This is a genomic window from Candidatus Mesenet endosymbiont of Phosphuga atrata (assembly GCF_964020175.1).
Taxonomy (GTDB): Bacteria; Pseudomonadota; Alphaproteobacteria; order Rickettsiales; family Anaplasmataceae; genus Mesenet.
Genome location: NZ_OZ026541.1, coordinates 1,132,452 through 1,149,594, shown reverse-complemented (window position 1 = coordinate 1,149,594; position 17,143 = coordinate 1,132,452). Strand labels below are relative to the sequence as shown.

At 31.9% G+C, this 17,143-nt stretch carries 14 protein-coding genes, 1 other RNA gene and 5 pseudogenes; 11 read left to right on the top strand and 9 right to left on the bottom strand.

Annotated features, from left to right (window positions below; all coding sequences use genetic code 11):
* The first annotated feature begins 104 nt into the window (after positions 1–104).
* Positions 105–458: RNase P RNA component class A (gene rnpB, locus AACL09_RS05615), an RNA gene on the top strand.
* Between the two features lie 290 nt (positions 459–748).
* Here the strand turns inward: rnpB and AACL09_RS05610 are convergent.
* Positions 749–1,254 (bottom strand): annotated as a pseudogene (locus AACL09_RS05610) (transposase); the annotation flags it as partial.
* Between the two features lie 26 nt (positions 1,255–1,280).
* Between AACL09_RS05610 and AACL09_RS05605 the strand changes: the two are divergent.
* Positions 1,281–1,826 (top strand): class I SAM-dependent methyltransferase, encoded by a 546-nt coding sequence (locus tag AACL09_RS05605; RefSeq protein WP_339049041.1) that lies wholly within the window; start codon positions 1,281–1,283, stop codon positions 1,824–1,826.
* On the opposite strand, the pseudogene AACL09_RS06550 reads toward AACL09_RS05605, so the two are convergent.
* A pseudogene (locus tag AACL09_RS06550) lies at positions 1,813–2,155 on the bottom strand (IS66 family transposase); the annotation flags it as partial. The gene AACL09_RS05605 and the pseudogene AACL09_RS06550 sit on opposite strands and share 14 nt — an antisense overlap.
* 554 nt (positions 2,156–2,709) lie before the next feature.
* On the opposite strand from AACL09_RS06550, the pseudogene AACL09_RS05600 reads away from it, so the two are divergent.
* A pseudogene (locus AACL09_RS05600) lies at positions 2,710–3,164 on the top strand (transposase family protein); the annotation flags it as partial.
* A gap of 135 nt (positions 3,165–3,299) precedes the next feature.
* A pseudogene (locus tag AACL09_RS06545) lies at positions 3,300–4,093 on the top strand (hypothetical protein).
* A 485-nt stretch (positions 4,094–4,578) separates the two neighbouring features.
* Here the strand turns inward: AACL09_RS06545 and AACL09_RS05585 are convergent.
* A pseudogene (locus tag AACL09_RS05585) lies at positions 4,579–4,846 on the bottom strand (IS630 family transposase); the annotation flags it as partial.
* A gap of 186 nt (positions 4,847–5,032) precedes the next feature.
* On the opposite strand from AACL09_RS05585, the gene AACL09_RS05580 reads away from it, so the two are divergent.
* Positions 5,033–5,500 carry a hypothetical protein gene (locus AACL09_RS05580; protein WP_339047630.1) on the top strand — a complete coding sequence of 156 codons (468 nt, stop codon included), beginning with the start codon at positions 5,033–5,035 and terminating at the stop codon, positions 5,498–5,500.
* 1 nt (position 5,501) lies between these two features.
* Here the strand turns inward: AACL09_RS05580 and rsmA are convergent, their stop codons facing one another.
* The 3 genes from rsmA to AACL09_RS05565 are packed head-to-tail and all read right to left on the bottom strand — an operon-like array spanning position 5,502 to position 8,491.
* Positions 5,502–6,284 (bottom strand): 16S rRNA (adenine(1518)-N(6)/adenine(1519)-N(6))-dimethyltransferase RsmA, encoded by a 783-nt coding sequence (gene rsmA / locus AACL09_RS05575; RefSeq protein WP_339047628.1) that lies wholly within the window; start codon positions 6,282–6,284, stop codon positions 5,502–5,504.
* A gap of 57 nt (positions 6,285–6,341) precedes the next feature.
* Positions 6,342–7,778 carry a 2-polyprenylphenol 6-hydroxylase gene (gene ubiB / locus AACL09_RS05570; protein WP_339047626.1) on the bottom strand — a complete coding sequence of 479 codons (1,437 nt, stop codon included), beginning with the start codon at positions 7,776–7,778 and terminating at the stop codon, positions 6,342–6,344.
* Complete coding sequence (locus AACL09_RS05565; protein ID WP_339047624.1) at positions 7,775–8,491, bottom strand: metal ABC transporter ATP-binding protein; 717 nt, start codon at positions 8,489–8,491, stop codon at positions 7,775–7,777. Before AACL09_RS05565 ends, ubiB begins: the two co-directional genes overlap by 4 nt.
* On the opposite strand from AACL09_RS05565, the gene AACL09_RS05560 reads away from it, so the two are divergent.
* The 4 genes from AACL09_RS05560 (at position 8,483) to AACL09_RS05545 (ending at position 11,966) form a co-directional block, all read left to right on the top strand.
* Entirely contained in the window at positions 8,483–9,334 is an 852-nt protein-coding gene (locus tag AACL09_RS05560; protein ID WP_339047622.1) for a zinc ABC transporter substrate-binding protein, read from the top strand. The two genes, AACL09_RS05565 and AACL09_RS05560, sit on opposite strands and share 9 nt — an antisense overlap.
* A 274-nt stretch (positions 9,335–9,608) precedes the next feature.
* Positions 9,609–10,103: a CDP-diacylglycerol--glycerol-3-phosphate 3-phosphatidyltransferase gene (gene pgsA, locus AACL09_RS05555; RefSeq protein ID WP_339049039.1), complete on the top strand. Its 495-nt coding sequence runs from the start codon at positions 9,609–9,611 to the stop codon at positions 10,101–10,103.
* A gap of 93 nt (positions 10,104–10,196) precedes the next feature.
* Positions 10,197–11,177, top strand: a complete 981-nt coding sequence (locus AACL09_RS05550; RefSeq protein ID WP_339047620.1) for a hypothetical protein — start codon at positions 10,197–10,199, stop codon at positions 11,175–11,177.
* Positions 11,178–11,252: 75 nt separating this feature from the next.
* A complete protein-coding gene (locus AACL09_RS05545) occupies positions 11,253–11,966 on the top strand; it encodes a Bax inhibitor-1/YccA family protein (RefSeq protein ID WP_339047618.1) in 714 nt (237 codons plus the stop codon).
* Positions 11,967–11,969: 3 nt separating this feature from the next.
* Here the strand turns inward: AACL09_RS05545 and AACL09_RS05540 are convergent, their stop codons facing one another.
* The 3 genes from AACL09_RS05540 to AACL09_RS05530 are packed head-to-tail and all read right to left on the bottom strand — an operon-like array spanning position 11,970 to position 13,246.
* Complete coding sequence (locus tag AACL09_RS05540; RefSeq protein ID WP_339047616.1) at positions 11,970–12,488, bottom strand: Smr/MutS family protein; 519 nt, start codon at positions 12,486–12,488, stop codon at positions 11,970–11,972.
* A gap of 8 nt (positions 12,489–12,496) precedes the next feature.
* On the bottom strand, positions 12,497–12,892 hold the full coding sequence (rpoZ, locus tag AACL09_RS05535; protein ID WP_339047614.1) for a DNA-directed RNA polymerase subunit omega: 396 nt from the start codon (positions 12,890–12,892) through the stop codon (positions 12,497–12,499).
* Between the two features lie 48 nt (positions 12,893–12,940).
* Positions 12,941–13,246 (bottom strand): helix-turn-helix domain-containing protein, encoded by a 306-nt coding sequence (locus AACL09_RS05530; protein ID WP_339047612.1) that lies wholly within the window; start codon positions 13,244–13,246, stop codon positions 12,941–12,943.
* Between the two features lie 356 nt (positions 13,247–13,602).
* Between AACL09_RS05530 and AACL09_RS05525 the strand changes: the two genes are divergently transcribed.
* Together AACL09_RS05525 and AACL09_RS05520 are read left to right on the top strand one after the other, a co-directional pair.
* Entirely contained in the window at positions 13,603–14,430 is an 828-nt protein-coding gene (locus AACL09_RS05525) for a TrbG/VirB9 family P-type conjugative transfer protein (protein WP_339047610.1), read from the top strand.
* 25 nt (positions 14,431–14,455) lie between these two features.
* Positions 14,456–17,134: a 2-oxoglutarate dehydrogenase E1 component gene (locus AACL09_RS05520; RefSeq protein WP_339047608.1), complete on the top strand. Its 2,679-nt coding sequence runs from the start codon at positions 14,456–14,458 to the stop codon at positions 17,132–17,134.
* Positions 17,135–17,143: the final 9 nt, after the last annotated feature.

The window sequence follows — 17,143 nt, the reverse complement described above, 5'->3', positions numbered from 1 at the left end:
ATAAATTTAAATTTAGATTATATTTTTAAATATAAATTATATCAATATAAACATTTTTTAAATAAAGTTGATTTTATTCTATAAATCTCTATAATATAATGGCCTAGGGGAAGTGTGTGGCTGCTGTTATTTATCAGCAATGATTGAGTAATAGAGGAAAGTCCGGGCTCCAAGGAAAAATGGTGATGGATAATGTCCATCGGAGGTAACTCTAGTTATAGGGCTACAGAAAATACCGCCTATATTTAGGTAAGGGTGAAAAGGGGTGGTAAGAGCACACCGCACTCATGGCAACATGTAGTGGCTGAAGTAACCAACACCAGGAGCAAGGTTAAATAAGGGTAAGTTTTATGTTTTTCCTCATATTTACCCGGGTAGGCCGCTAAAGATAAGTTGTAAAACTTATTATAGATGAATAGCCACAAAAACAGAACCCGGCTTATAGCTTGTCCTAGGTGTGTAATTAGGTAGGTGGTTTGATACCTTTACCTTTGTCTTAACTTTAATATAATACACTATGGGTTTTAAAATTTGCTTTACTAGCATCATTTCATACCATCAACCATAGCTGATTGTAATTAATATTATTAATTTATATACAAGATTAATATTCTTATCGATAAATAGCGCACGATCAAATAACAAATAGGCTTTTTAGAATCTCTAACTAGACAGTCACTTGTTCATTAGAATATATAATATTAGTTATATTGGTATTAGAGATTGTCCGGAAACTAGTAAACTCAAGCATATTTCCTCCTTGATATCCCATATCAGCCCACATTTTCTTAACTTTAGTATATTTTTTTCTCAATTTACCTAACGCTATCTTTACTCCATTTCTGTCATTTTCATTAGCAGCTCCAACATAACAACCAATTACAAAACCCTGAGTGTCTGTAATTATTTCCTACCCTTTACTTTTTTACTCCCATCATAACCTTCTTTTTCTGTAGTTTTCACAGATTGACTGTCTATTATACAAGCGCTTGGTTGCTCATTTCTTCCTATTTTTCGTCTACTATATTTTGTAATTTCATATTTTCAAAAATTCCCTACTTCTTCCATTACTTAAACTGCTCATATACCATAGCGGAAAATCATTCCCGCCATTGGCATCCTGTACGCAATACATAGAAAATTCCCTCTATCTTTTACTATATTTTTTCCTCCTTTCTTGTATGATACTCTGAAGTGCTTCTCTATTTGTGCCCACCCCCTTTCACTTAGATCTGTTGGATACTTTTTTCTCATTTCTTACCTACTTTTTCATTTCTTAGATTATACCTTATTCTAGTTTCCGGACAATCTCTAAAGCTTTTTTTGAAGGTAATGAGAATTCTCAATGCCTTGAGATTGGTGCCCTTGAGGGTAGATCAACACTGTATACTGTTCAGAATTACTGTAACTCAAAAAATAATAAGACTTATGTTATAGATACGTGGGAGTGGCCGATATCATATTACACACCACAAGAACAGAAAGATTTATTCGCTATATTTTCTTATAATTTAAGAGACTACATAAAAAATAAAAAAGTTGTTCCCCTTAGAGGAGAATCGAGAAAAATGTTACCAAAGTTAGCATATGAGGTATCACAAAATAAGCTACAAAAGTTCGATTTTGTCTATATTTGTGGTTCGCACTTAGCAAAAGACTATATGCTTGATATGGCATTATCTTGGGAGATGCTCAAAGTTGATGGAATTATGGCCGTGGCTGGTTATGGATGGGATAAGTTTAAAGAAAATCCAGAGCTAACCCCCAAACCTGCAGTAGATGGGTTTTTAGGTATCCGTTCAAGGGAGTGGTTTAAGAAACAATAGCAAAAAGATTGTAAAAAGGATTTAGTCCCTTTTGTCTCCAAGTCAGGTACAACGAAATTATTCGCTCAAGAAACTTGTTACCTCGCTCTGATTGTGTAAAATAGAAATTCTTACGGTAGATAACGTAATGTCGTATCTGCCGTTCAACATGTTAATGGAATATTTTCTGGATCATCTAAAAATGTCCACATCATTGGCTCGGATTTTATAATACCCCTGACCGCTCGTGAAGCTCCTTTCGCTTCAAGTATGTAAGATATCTTTGTCAAGCAATACTGTTTCGCAATTCTTTCGCTCAATTTTGAAACATCAATTTCATTTTTTAATAGTTAAAACCCAATCCTTTAAACAACATCCAATTCATCATGCCAACTGTTCTTTCGAAATTCCTTAATAACAACAAATTTGTCTTTTCTCATTACTGTAATAATTATAAACTGCATATCTATCAGCAGGTTCTTGTAATCAGAAAACCTTTAAAAAATTCATTCCTCTTGTATCTGCTAATTTTTGTCTTATTGCTGGCAAACATCCAACACCATCCCATTTTACCTTTATTGTAGTGACTAAATATGCAGAATTTCGCTTACTTCTTCCTCTACTTGTTCATTTGACATTTTGATGCGATTCACTATTTGAAACACTGCCAACGCTTATATTCAAACATGATGTTTGCAATTTCTCGCTTTTCCACTCAATGCCGCAATTTAACTCTAGGACCAAAAGTATCAGATGTTAGGCAATTTGCTGCTTTTTCTTTTTCCACATTTCTTACAACTCCAATTGATATTAGACTTCTTGCATAACTTAGGAATAAGCAGGAATATATTAAAAGCAACATTAGTGAAGGTATGAAATTCGAACAAATAAGTAAACTTGATGAATTCGAAGATTGACAGGGGTAAAAAGAAAAACATTCGAAAAAATAATAGAAATTTTAATAGAGGAAGAGGCTAAGAAAAAGACAAGAGGAGGAAAACCAAATAAACAATGCATGTTTGTTAATGGTACTAGAATATTTGCGTCGTACATATTTCCATATTGCACAAAACTATGGGAGATATAAAACAGTAAAGTGGGTGGAATAATAGAGCACCCAGATTTTGCATTACCTGGAAAAAAAGAGCTATTAAAGTCAGATGTGCATATGAGATTCTGGTAGTAGACGAAACAGAAACTCCCATAGAGAGACCAAAAAAAAGCAGAAGAGATTTTATTCTGGAAAGAAAAAGAAACATACGATAAAGACACAAGTAGTTATAGCAAAAGAAAGTAAGAAAATTGTATTTTGCTCACGGTAAACGACATGACTTTAGGATTTTTAAAGAATCGAAAATTTACATGTTATCAACTACTTGTATTAAATAAAACTTGAACTGACACTTAGAACAAAAAAATAACAAAAAATAAGAGAAATGAATACAATGCAAAAAAAATACTAAAACTAGGATTTTAGCAAAACAACTAGGAAATGTGTCACAAGCGTATGGGATATTCAAATTTTATCGCTTCAAGGAGTTATACGAAAATGGAGATGAGATAAGTAAGAAAGTTTGCAAACAGAGTTTCGGAAGACATAGAAAGAGCCGTGATTAATATCGCAACAGAGTTTCCAGCATATAAAAAATGAGCTGAGAAAAAAATAATATCTGAAGGTGGATAGTTGAGACTTTTAAGAAAAGACTTAAAGCACTAGAAGCAAAAATCATGCAAGATGGCTAACAGAATTACAGCTTTAGAAAAAGTGAAAGAACAAAGATGATAAAATTGAAACACAGGTTATCTGGGTTCTCAGGATACTTATTACGTGGGTAATATAATGGGCGAATTTACCAGCAATCGATACTTATGCTCGTTTGCTAAGTCGATAAGACAGCAATTACCTCTTGCTAAATGATAGCCATTCTTTGATATTGCGCATTTTGACTGATAGAGGTACAGAATATTGCGTGAAATTATCAGCTTTATTTAGGCATATCGATCATTCTAGAACTAAAGCCAACTCTCCACAGACCAATGCTTCACAAAACTATGCAAATCATCTTTAGAAATATAGTTCTTTAGAAGATCTACAAATTGATGTTGGTTGCGTTCTTACAATGAGACAATCAGACAAATATTGCTATGATAAAACGCCAATGCAAACTTTTCTTGATATATTGCTTTTTAGAAAAACATTAAATCAGGATTCTGATAGTATATTTAAATTCTTCTGTCAGTTAATTCGTCACTGTCAGATTAAGTGGTGTCTGGTACAAAATAGATGAAGGCGTTTCGGTTTACGGTTCAATATTATTGCCTCTTTTTATAATTTTGAGCTGCTTCCTTAGGTTATGCAAGAAGTCTATTCCACTACATAGTTCTGGAATTCTGATGCACTTCTCACATATTACAATTTCTCCACCACACTCACATCTATTGCTATCTTCATTATCTCATCTGCTTTCATTTTAATACCTTTTATGCCCAACTTATCTTCCTACTGTTCTCTGGTTTATCTCTTGATATATCTTCTTTTATTTTGTTTAGAACTTGGTATTGATTTGAATTTAGACCAATCTCAGCTCAGCATTCTCTATTTTTAAGATTTTTCCTCAAGTTTTGCTATTTTTTGCTCTAAACTTTTGCATAAAGATTAATTAACAGTTGCAACATTTAGCCTCACATTGCCACCAACATTTTGTGTTATTACTACTTTAATATATCCTGTCAATTATTTCTTTCTTTGCCACTCCCCTGAACGGATACTAAGTTCTGTATTATTGATGCCAGATTCATCTAAAAATACCAGACTTTTAGGTTGCTATAATTTCTTTAAATTTCATCTCTTTCTTTATATCCATAGGTCTTTTTTTGCGTGTAAATCCAATTTTCTTTAATGCTCTATGTATTGTGCGAAAATTAATATTACCCCAGATTTCCGATAGAACCTTCGCAAACTCAGCAACCATTTTATGATTCCAGTTCCAAGTTTTTTTGACTGATGTTTCCTTGCGTCTTTGCTGCCATTCATACAAAGTTCTATCTTAAACCTCTGACCAACCTACTTTCTCCTTCATCCAATTGCCTTTTTTCTTAAATGTACGGTCCTAAATCTTTATCTTATCTCATTCGGATCTTTAAAGGAATGGCTATACTTTGCAAACACCTTCTTAAAAGATTAGTTTGAAAAGGGATTAGAAAAAGCTGGAATTAATATTGAAGGAATGGATCACAAAGAAATATTAGAAAAATTAAAAGACAATTTTCTACTTAATGCTCAATATGAAATGATAAAGGAATTTGAAGAGAAATCAGAACAACCTGAACAGGAAAAATCAGCCAATCAGGCTAAATCCAGTACTGAAAAAAATATGAACAAAAAAGCACCTAATATTTCTCTTACTAAGAATGTACAAAAGCTTGTTAATAATGCACCTGAAATAAGGTTAAATAATAACCAATCCGCTTCTCCTCAATACCCTAGAACAAAGTCTACTACTAACACGCTTGTTATTCCACCCCTTCCAAGCGTGCAAAAGCTCATAGACCAACATAAAACATCCAAAGTAGATGAAACAAAGCTAAATCATGAATCTGACATAAACAACAACACTAAAAAAAGCTTTGCACAGCAAATCTCACAAGAAAGAGGAGTATCAGGACAGCACGAAGGCAATAGTAGATCAATGTGACTTACTGCTTATAAAGTGCATTTGCAAGTCTACAAAATTGCTCAATGCTTAGGTCTTCTGGGCGCTTACTGCCTTCGATTTCTGCTGCATTTAAGAGGGCATCTGTATTATGAGATATTTCTTTTAAGCTACTGCTGAGCATTTTTCGCCTTTTGCTAAACACAGTATTCATTACTTTTTTAAGAGTGCAAATATCAACTGAGAATCTAGGGGCAGGAAGGGGTGTTATTGTCACAATAGAAGAATCTACCTTTGGCTTGGGAAAAAATGCTTCGGGTTTTAGATCAAATTCTTTTTTGACATCACAAAATAGTTGAGTAAGTATTGAGAGCCTGCCGTATGATTTGGAGTTAGGAGTGGCAACAATACGATCAGCTACTTCTTTCTGAAACATTAAAGTCAAACTAGTAAAGAAATTTATATCTTCTAACCATTTAAGCAGCAAAACCACTGAAACATTGTAAGGTAGATTGGCAATAACCTTAACTGGTTTATCTATTAACTCCCGCTCTTTAACATGCAGGGCATCAGCGTTTAAAATCTGATACTTACCATCATAATTTTCAATTAAGCTGTTATGCTTTGAAATTAATGATTCATCTTTTTCTATAGATAAAAGGTACTTGGGGTTGCATTCTAGTATGGATCTTGTAAGAGAGCCAAATCCAGGACCGACCTCAATTACATTAAACTCACTTAAATCACCAGCAAGCGCAGCTATTTTATCTGTAATATCGCTTGATAAGATGAAGTTTTGGCCTAATTTTTTCTTTGGTTTAATCAATTGGACAAATGTAAATTTAACATAGCTTAAATTTTATATTAAAAATTTACTTATTTTTCAATATATAAAAAATCCCAGACGCAAAATAATAAAAGCTATAATTATAAGCAGCAAAAACAGATAAGTTTTACTACTTCTTGCATGTGAGCTATTCTGCTGTTCAATTATGTTATCAGCTATTCTATTTAATTTTTTCATAAGCTGTGGTACTTCTTGTATAGTTTTTATCAAACAAGATTCTTTCATTTTTTCAATGCATCTATTTCTTTGATTTTCTTGTTTCTCTATCCAAAGCTGAACCACTTGCCAGACATTAATACTTGGATGTAACCTGCGACATGTACCCTCCACTAAAATCATAGTTTTTTGCAGTAATAAGAGCTCAAGTTGTATATCCATATTAAAGTCAGCAGTAATTTTAAATAGTTGTGTGAGTAAATTGGCGAATGAAATGTTTTCTATTTCTCTGCCAACAATGGGCTCTCCTATTGCTCTGCAAGCTGTAATAAAATTACTATACTTTTCTGAAACATAGCCAGCTTGAAAATGGATTTTAGCGACATGGCTGTAATCTCGCTTGACAAAACCTTTGATGATTTCTGCAACATACATTGAAGTACTACGATCTATTCTTCCCATTATGCCAAAGTCTACCATGACGATTTTGTTATTTTCAGTAACCATTAAATTGCCAGGATGCATATCCGCATGAAAAAAACAGTCTCTATATACCTGATTGCAAAACAAAGTTATGAGATTTTCGGCAACTTGTTTGCAGTTATTTAATTTGTGAATTTCATATATTGGGGTTGCATCTATCCACTCTAAAGTTAAAACACGTCTTGAGGTTCTACTCCAATCCACTTTAGGAATATAAATTTCCTCATCACTACACATATTTTCTTTAAGCTCTGAGGCATTTGCTGCTTCAAAACGTAAATCCAGCTCTAAACGACAGATTTCAGAAAACGTTTGCACCAGTTGCATAGGTTTAAAGCGGTGTGATTTTTTGCTAACTTTTTGGATCAAATTTGCAAGCCACATTAGCATTTTTATATCACGCGAGAATATTTTTTCAATGTTGGGTCTTAAAACTTTCACAGCTACAAGCTTGCCATCTTTCGTTACAGCTTTATGAACTTGCGCAATTGACGCTGCTGCAACTGGTTTTTCGGAAAAATCTAAGAATAGACTATCAATTGAACAATTAAATTCACTTTCAATAATTTGAACAATTTTTTTATAAGAAAAAGGTGGCAGTTTGTCACACAAAGATAGCAGGCTATTTGTTATGTCTTCACCTAAGATATCAACTCGTGCAGAGAGTGATTGCCCAAATTTGATAAAAATTGGACCAAGTTTTTGCAGAGCGGTCTTTATCTTATTACCTTTAATTGTGTTTTGGATTGATCTGTTCGTATATGAATAAAAGAGCAGATTATAGCGTATTAGAACTATCAGTATATTTGCAAAACGAATAATACTTCTGATCATGTTTCAAAATAACCACGAAATACCGTAACAAAATTTCTATCTTTTTCAACTTCACTTGGTATCCCTTGGCAATAAACAAAGCAATTTATACACATCACATTATCAGAATAACGTAGAGCAAAACGTAAATCATGAGATGTCATGATGATGGATATTGATCTTTTTTTAACCAATTTAGAAATTAAATCATAAAACTTTACTTTCGCATTAATGTCCATAAAGCTAACAGGCTCATCTAGAATTATCAAATCAGGACTGGACATCAAACAACGTGCTAGTAGCACAAGCTGCATTTGCCCTGCAGAAAGTTCTGATAACTGCTGATCTAATATATTTTCAATATTGACATCCTTAATGATATCATCAATACCCACTTTTCTTCTTAGCAGACTATGTAGCAGAAAATATTCAGCTGTCATTGGCATTAGGTTGTTAATTACAAAACTCTGTGGGAGGTAACTAACTACAATATTGTCCATATACTCAATGCTACCAGTATAATTTTTATGTATTCCTACTAGTATCCGCACTAGAGAAGTTTTACCACCTCCATTAGGGCCAAGTATGGTAAAGATCTCACCTCTCTTGACTAACATATCAATATTTCTTATTACTTGTTTGTTTCTATATGCAAAAGATAGACCCTTTACAATTAGAATATAATCATCTACACAAATTGAGCTATCTATACTACTTAAGCTGTTATGAAACATGTCTTTCTCTTTTTATTACTTGTTTTAATACAATCAAATGCTAATTCTCACCCTCCTAAAATTATTGCAACGATAAAACCAATACATTCTCTCGTTGCCTCTGTCACATATGGAGTTGTAGAGCCAGAATTATTAATTGATGATGTAGTATCAATACATGATTATATGTTAAAACCTTCAAATGCAAATAAATTAGAGCATAGCGATGTTATATTTTATGTTTCTGATCAGCTGGAAACATTTATAAAAAACATTAGGCGCAAAACACTAGTTGCGCTCTCACAAAAAGTAGATCTTCTACCATTAAGATCGACCTGCAGGCATACTAAAAATGTAAAAGATTTTCATGTTTGGCTAAGTCCAGAAAATGCAAAAATAATGGTTAATCATATTAGCTCAGTACTTGGTGAGGTTGATAAAGTAAATTCTTGGATTTACAAAAAGAATGCTGAAGAAACCATAGAAAGGATAGAGAGAAATGCACAAGAGATCAAAAGAGAGTTAAGTAGCTTAAAAGATCAACCGTATATTGTAGTGCATGATGCCTATCAATATTTTGAAAAATATTTTAATTTATCAGCACCAAGTGGAATTCTCCCTTTAGGAGATGAAGCATCGATAAAAATTAGTACTATCAACAAAATAAAAAGAATAACAAAAGAAAATAATATAAGATGTATATTCTCCGAACCACAAGAGCAATATGTCAGAAGTAGCATTTTTACAAATGGTGTTGAGATTAAGATACTCGATCCAATTGGTAATAATATTACTCAAGGAAAAGAGGCATATTTTGCTATTATGAGTAGTATTGCAAAAGATTTTAAAGCATGTTTTAACTAAAAAACTTCTATTGATTTTTTGTTCTATTATTGGAGTATTTGAAGTAGCAATTTTTTTTCATAGCATGCCTTAAAGCTTCAGTATTGAAGTATAGGTTTAAAATTCGAGATCAAGTTATTTTTTGAATTTATTACAAAGAATAGAAAATATTTGTGATTAATTACGTTCATTTATATGATGATGTATTGCCCATTTAAAGTGAATAAGTATTATAGTGTGGAATTATTTTAAACAAAAACTACCTAACTTGCTCACAATCTCTCGTGTTTTAGCAATGCCAATAATAATTTTTAGCTTTTATATTGAAAGCCAATACACTTGTTGGATAACAATATCAATATTTTTATTTGCATGTATTACTGATTTTTTTGATGGTTATTTAGCGCGTGTATGGGATGTACAGTCAGAATTTGGCAAATTATTTGACCCAATAGCTGATAAATTAATAGTTACCTCTACAATAATTATGTTAATCTATAAACAAAAAATAGATGATTTTACTATAATACCATCCATAATTATAGTTTGCAGGGAAATTTTAGTATCAGGGTTGAGGGAATATTCGACTATTAGAATACCTGTTAGTAAGATTGGAAAGTTCAAAACTTTCTTTCAAATGATAGCTGTGATAATGCTTATTATTAATAATTATTCAGCTATTAAATATATAGGAAGCATGTGCTTATGGATTGCAGCAATCACTGCGATATGGTCATGCTATAACTATATGATACAAGGGTTTTATCAAACTCATAATAAGCTTAAGTAAAATATTGACTATTTAACCTAAAATAGATATAATTTAATGTTAAGATGTTTAAATGTACATCTTATAATTATATGCCAATTTGTGGGGACAGATATGACAGGTTCAGGTATAGATGAAAAATCACAATACAAAAAAGAAGAAATAGAATTGGAAGAAAGGAAGAGAAAATTAAACCAAGAAATATTTTATCTAATGCAAATGAACCAAAAAAGAAGGTACATTGTAGTTGGAACTTCACTTGCATTTGCACTCATATGGGCTGGCTTTGCGATTTTACAATCAGAGATATTAAATCTTAAAGCTGAGGAGACATTATATTATGGAAACGTTCTTGAAACTACTGCTTTAGTTTTTTGTATAGCATCTTTAGCTTGTTCAATTGCATTAATTCATATTTATAACAAGCAAAAGAAAAAAGAGAAAGAGTTAAGTAAAGAAAATAAAGAAGCAATACAAGATAATAAGCTTGAAAAAAGTGCTGTTTATTTAGATGCTTTTGCATCTTTAGTGATAGTAATTACAGAATTAGCAGTAGTACTCAATATTTGGGGAGCCATCTCAGACGCAAATAAGTCACTTGGGCTTGAAAACTCAGCTATGAATTTTCAAGGCATCTCTGATACGATATCTAACGTCATATGTTTTAGTGTTGCATTAATGTTTTTGTATATTGCAATCGATAAATATAAATCAGGTAAAAAAGCAGGTACTGATAAGGAACAGCTTCTTAAAGAGGAAGGAGATAAAGGAACTTCTGATAAAAAGGCTTTAATGGGAGCTGCACTGATAGCTGTTGGTGGTTTATTTATGTTAATAAGGAAGGTTCTGCTATCGCTTGAGGTAACTAATTCAATAAGCTATACTGGCAATATAGGAAAAGGGTTTAAAATGGATACTTTGCCACTTGGGTTAATATTTGGGATAGTAGGTGTAGCAATATTTTTAGTAGGATTTAGGTTGAACATTAATCTTGCTAAACAAGCTATTAAACAGCAATCGGAATGTGTAAGTGGAGTTCGAGTTGATCTGCCTCAACAAGGTATTGGAGACGCTGCTACAGCTGGGATGTGTTAAGAACAACATTCTTATTGAATTATTAAGTATTTATTGTTATATTGAGCAGATAATATGTTTTTGAAGGTTTAATGTATGTCATTTGTTAGGGATCAACAAAATGTTAGATCACAGGGTGTATATTATAGTGCAGGACTAAGAAACTATCTCGTTAAGGTTTATAATTATATGGCAATGGCTCTTGGCATTACCGGCATAGTTGCGTTTTTTACTGCTTCTTCTCAGACCATAATGTCAACAATATACGGCACTCCTTTGCAATGGCTTATTGTGTTTTTACCAGTTATATTAGTGTCTGTTATGTCTTATAAACTGCATTCACTTAGCTTTCAGTCGATAATAACCATATTTATTTCTTTTTCAGCATTGATGGGTATATCTTTATCTTATATATTCGTTCTTTACACAGCTGAAAGCATAGCTAGGGTGTTTTTTATAACAGCAGCGATGTTTGGTGCAATGGCATTATATGGTAACAACACAAAACATGATTTAACAAAGCTTGGATCATTTTTAATGATGGGTGTTATAGGTCTTATTATTGCTTCTTTAGTTAATCTGTTTTTGGGTAGTCATCCCCTTCAATTTGCTATTTCACTGATTACAGTAGTAATATTTACTCTGATGACTGCTTATGATGCACAAAGAGTAAAAGATTTATATTATCAGTTTAATGATGGTTCAGAAATTGCAACTAATAAACTAGCCATAATGGGATCAACTAGTTTATATTTTAACTTTATCAATATATTCTTAAGCTTATTAAGGTTATTTGGTGACAGAAAATAGTTTTTATTTATATTTTTCTCTAATTCTTCTAAGGAGCACATAGAATGCTCCTTTTCCTCCATGTATTTTTGTTGCTTCTGTGTAGTATAGTATCATATGTTGTATTTCATTACTATGTAGCCAATTGGCAAAGTTATTTTTTATCAATCCAGTATTCATCTGATTTCCATAACCAGTAATGATCAAAAGGCATCTACTACCTACATAATAATGTTTTGTAATAAAGTTGAGTAAAACTAAATATGCTTTATCTAGGCTATAACCATGTAAATCTAGCTGATCATCTAAGGCGTATTTACCTTTAATTACTTTTAGCTTTGTGTTGTGATCGATATCACATGGCTTTGATTTTTTTTCTTTTATAAAATCAAATTTATTATTGAAACTGTAGTTAATATTATTATGTGGATTAAAAATTACTATTTTTTTTTCGATAGGAAGTACTTTATTATTAGCAATGGGCCTTATATTTTTTATAATAGAACACCACAATGAAAAATCAAACTTGTCATCATCTGTCATACAAAGTGTTACAAATTTAGTTCATCCTCTATGTTAATATCATCTTCACACAAGAGGTCCTGGTCATTGTTTAAATTATCCTCCTGATCACTTAATTCTTCATTATCAAAAGAATCTGTTCTCTCTGTGTCATCATTAAATTCATCTAAACTTTTTTTATTAATACCAATAGTAGCTTCAATAGATTTCTTACACCTATTAACTACAAGATTAAACAGTGTATGACAATCCAGCTTATTACTTGCTATCTCATTTAAAGCAATTGTTGTATTTTTACTTTTTGTATGTGTAATTGCAGGCTCAGCACCTGTATTAAGACAGTGAACTCTTTGACTTGCTAAAACAACTAACTTAAAACGATTATTAATATGAGACAAGCATTTTTCAATTATAACATCAGCCATTATTTTCAAGGATAAATTAATTAGCTTGTATTATAAGCTGTTTTAGTATCAATGACAACCATCTATATTAGAATCTTCAGTGCTATTATTGTTTAAGTTTATATTGTTGTTTATTACTAATTTTATTTCATTTGGGGATAATTCTATTTCATGATGCGTTTTAGCTAAATCCATTCCAAAATGCAATTTAGTTAAAAACGATAATAAGCGTTCAAGAGAAAAGCCTTGAGTTTTGTTGTGTTTTATTTGAGAAATTTTTGGTTGATCAATGTTTAAAAGTAAGGCTACTTTTGTTTGATTCCATCCCTCGTTTTCAATAATCTCCTTTATTTTTTGCACTAAAATCTTCTTCATACTAATTCCTTTGTTCTAAAATATTTATATGTTTATCTAACGCTTCAAATTTTTAACATGTAAAGTATACATATAAATGTCCTTTATGTATATAATAATGTATATTATATGTATAGTATATATATGAGTAGTATATATAAAAATTGCATTAAATAAATATTTAATTGTATTATTAATGATAAATTCAACTTGTTTTTTACTATATATAAGGAAGAAAAATTCTTAAAATAACTATTTACTAAGAAATATTTTATATGTCTTAAAATGTTTTTTTTGCAATTATTGAATTAGGTTAGAGCAATTGCAATTCCGTTTGATCAATGCTAAAATCCCTTTTTTGCAAGGTACCTATTTATATGAATAAATCTTTAGTTATCATATCACTATTCATTTTTTCTATACTTTCTAGTGGTTATGGATTAGCAAAGCAGTCAGTACGACCAATAGCTACTAACGATCACATTAAAGTGATGGGCTATAATCCTCAGTCAATACATGAGTATATTGGCTTTTATGGGTATCAATCTAGTATTCTCTTTGAAGAGGGAGAAAGCATTGGTACCATTTCAATGGGTGATTCAACTGGTTGGCAACTTAATCCTGAGGGTAATAGATTATTTATAAAGCCTATAGAAGATAATGCTGATACTAACGCAACGATTATTACTAATAAAAGAGTGTATCATTTTGAATTTCATGCAGAAGAAGCAAAAGGACTAGATGATCCTAGGCTTGCTTACGAAGTTAGGTTTGTTTACCCATCAAATGAGGGAAACATATCTTCAAGTGGTTCAAGTGAAGATGTAATTATTCCAGCTAACCAAACGGTTATTCCGGATTTAAGCGATCCTGCAATTGTAGCACAAGGACTTAATTTTAACTACTCTATTGCTCATAGTAGAGGCAGCCAAGCAATAGCTCCATTAAAGGTATTCGATGATGGAAAATTTACTTATTTACAATTTAGTAGTACTAACGCTGATTTGCCGTCTATATTTTTAGTTGATTATGAAGGATATGAATCATTGATAAACTTTCGTGTAGTAAATGATTATGTTGTCATTGAGAGAGTTAGTGCTGTCTTTACTTTAAGACATGGAGCAGCGACTGCTTGTTTATTTAATGAGCAAATGTCTCATTATTTTAAAAATGGTAGCAAAAAGTTTAGGAAAAGAGTATATTAATTTATGTAATTTCGATAATTATATAATGTCTAAATATTATTCAAATAATAGTTCTCATTTATTCATTAGTAATGCAGTTTTTGTAGATGAAATTTATCAACGCTACTTATCTGGTGATAAATCAATTAGTGAGGATTGGAAAGCAGTTTTTTCTGGAAATTTCACTACTAATGATAAACCTATAATTGCTAACACGAAAAATGAAGATTCAAAATTTAACTTACTCAATTTTTTCAGGTGCAATGGCCATCTTTATGCAGATGTTAATCCTCTTAAAGCTCAGTTGCCTTTAGTTGGTATAATAGATGCTTCACAAGAATTCATTACTTCATTAAAAAATATTTACTGCAGAAGTATTGGATTTGAATTTATGCATATCTCTTCTTCTGAGGAAAAAGAATGGCTGCAAAATAAAATTGAAAATCAACGCTGCAATTTAGATATAAATAATAGAAAGACAATACTTAAACATTTAGTGGAAACAGAAATGTTTGAGCAGTTTTTACATATCAAATTTCCTGGGTATAAACGTTTTTCTATTGAAGGTGCAGAATCACTTATAGTTGGGCTTGAGCAAGTTATAGATGATGCTTTCACTTTTAATATAAATGAGATAGTACTAGGTATGGCTCACCGAGGACGTTTGAATGTCTTAACAAAGCTTATGGGGAAAAAATATTCTGCTATGATATCAGAGTTTAAAGGTAATCTTGCATATCCTGATGGTCTTGAAGTAGCAGGTGATGTAAAATACCATTTAGGTTATTCATGTGATAGAAAATCTACTGATGGGAAAAATTTGCACTTAACACTATGCTCTAATCCTTCTCATTTAGAAGCAGTAAATCCCATAGCTATGGGAAGAGTTAGAGCTAAACAAGATCTGGCAAGTGATAATGAAAGGTCATCAGTACTTGGAGTTCTAATTCATGGTGATGCCGCTTTTGCTGGACAGGGAGTTGTTGCTGAAACTTTATCATTGAGTAAAATTTCTGGATATAATATAGGTGGTGCTGTACACATCATAGCTAATAATCAAATAGGTTTTACTACAAATCCTAAAAATGCACGTTCTACTTTTTATTGCTCAGATTTAGCAAAGTTTATCGAAGCACCAATTTTTCATGTTAATGGTGATGATCCAGAAGCTGTAAGCTTCATTTGCTCCTTAGCTCTTGAGTATAGACAAAAATTTAAAAAAGATGTAGTGATTGATCTAGTTTGCTACCGTCGTTATGGTCATAATGAAGGTGATGAGCCGATGTTTACTCAGCCTTTAATGTATAAACTAATATCTGAGCATAAAACTACTGCAAAATTATATGCTCAAAAATTGATTGAACAAAAAATCATAGGTGAAAAAGAACACAATAACTTGCATAATAGTTTTTCTGCTATTCTAGATGAAAATTTAAGGAATTCAATAAATTATACTCCTAGTAAAGCTGATTGGTTTTTTGGTAACTGGTCAAGTTTTCGTAGACCCCAAATTGGTGATTTTACTGATTACTTGACTGATACTGGAGTTTCGATAGAAAAATTAAAGGAAATAGGAGAGAAGATCAATAGCAATGTTCCCAGTACGTTTAATATTAACAGTAAGATAAAAAAGATACTTGCTAGTAGATTTGCAGCTATAGATTCTGGTTGTAACATTGATTGGGGAACGGCTGAAGCTTTAGCATTTAGGTTACTATTATCTGAAAATATTAAAATACGTTTGTCAGGTCAGGACAGTGGTAGAGGAACGTTTTCCCATCGTCATGCTAAACTTGTAGATCAAGTTACAGAAGAAGTTTTTATACCTCTAAATAATATAGATGAAAAACAGGCATATTTTGAAGTAATAGATAGTCCATTATCAGAATATGCGGTTATGGGTTTCGATTACGGTTACAGTTTAGACTGCCCTAATACTCTTGTTCTGTGGGAAGGGCAGTTTGGCGATTTTGCTAATGGTGCCCAAATTATTATTGATCAGTTTATTTCATCTGCTGAAACAAAATGGCTTCGCTCTAGCGGTTTGGTTTTGCTTTTACCTCATGGTTATGAAGGACAAGGTCCTGAGCACAGCTCGGCAAGAATAGAGAGATTTTTACAATTATGTGCAGAGGATAATATGCAGGTTATTAATTGTTCAACTCCAGCTAATTATTTTCATGCTTTGCGTAGGCAAATACATAGAGATTTCCGTAAGCCTCTTATAGTGTTTACACCAAAGTCGCTCTTGCGTCATAAAAGAGCAGTTTCTAATCTATCTGATTTTGAAGGAAGCTTTAGATCAGTCATGGCAGAAACAAGTGCAAATTTAGTGGAAAATGCAAAAATACGGAGGCTCTTGATATGTAGTGGAAAATTATATTATGATTTAATAGAGGTACGTGAATCTAAAGAAATAAATGACATAGCTATTATACGTCTTGAGCAATTTTATCCTTTTCCAGCTGAGCAGCTTGCAAGCGAGTTAAAAAAATATCAAAACGCGGAAGTAATATGGTGTCAAGAAGAACCATACAACATGGGAGCTTGGTTTTTTGTCAGTCATTTAATAGAGGATGAATTAACTAAGATAAACAGTCATAGAGCAAAGCGTCCTAAATGCATAGCAAGACCTGCATCTTCATCTCCTGCATGCGGTTACTTAAGCATTCATAATAAAGAGCAGGAAGCGATAATCTCAGCTGCTTTAGATATAAATAAATAAGAATTTGCT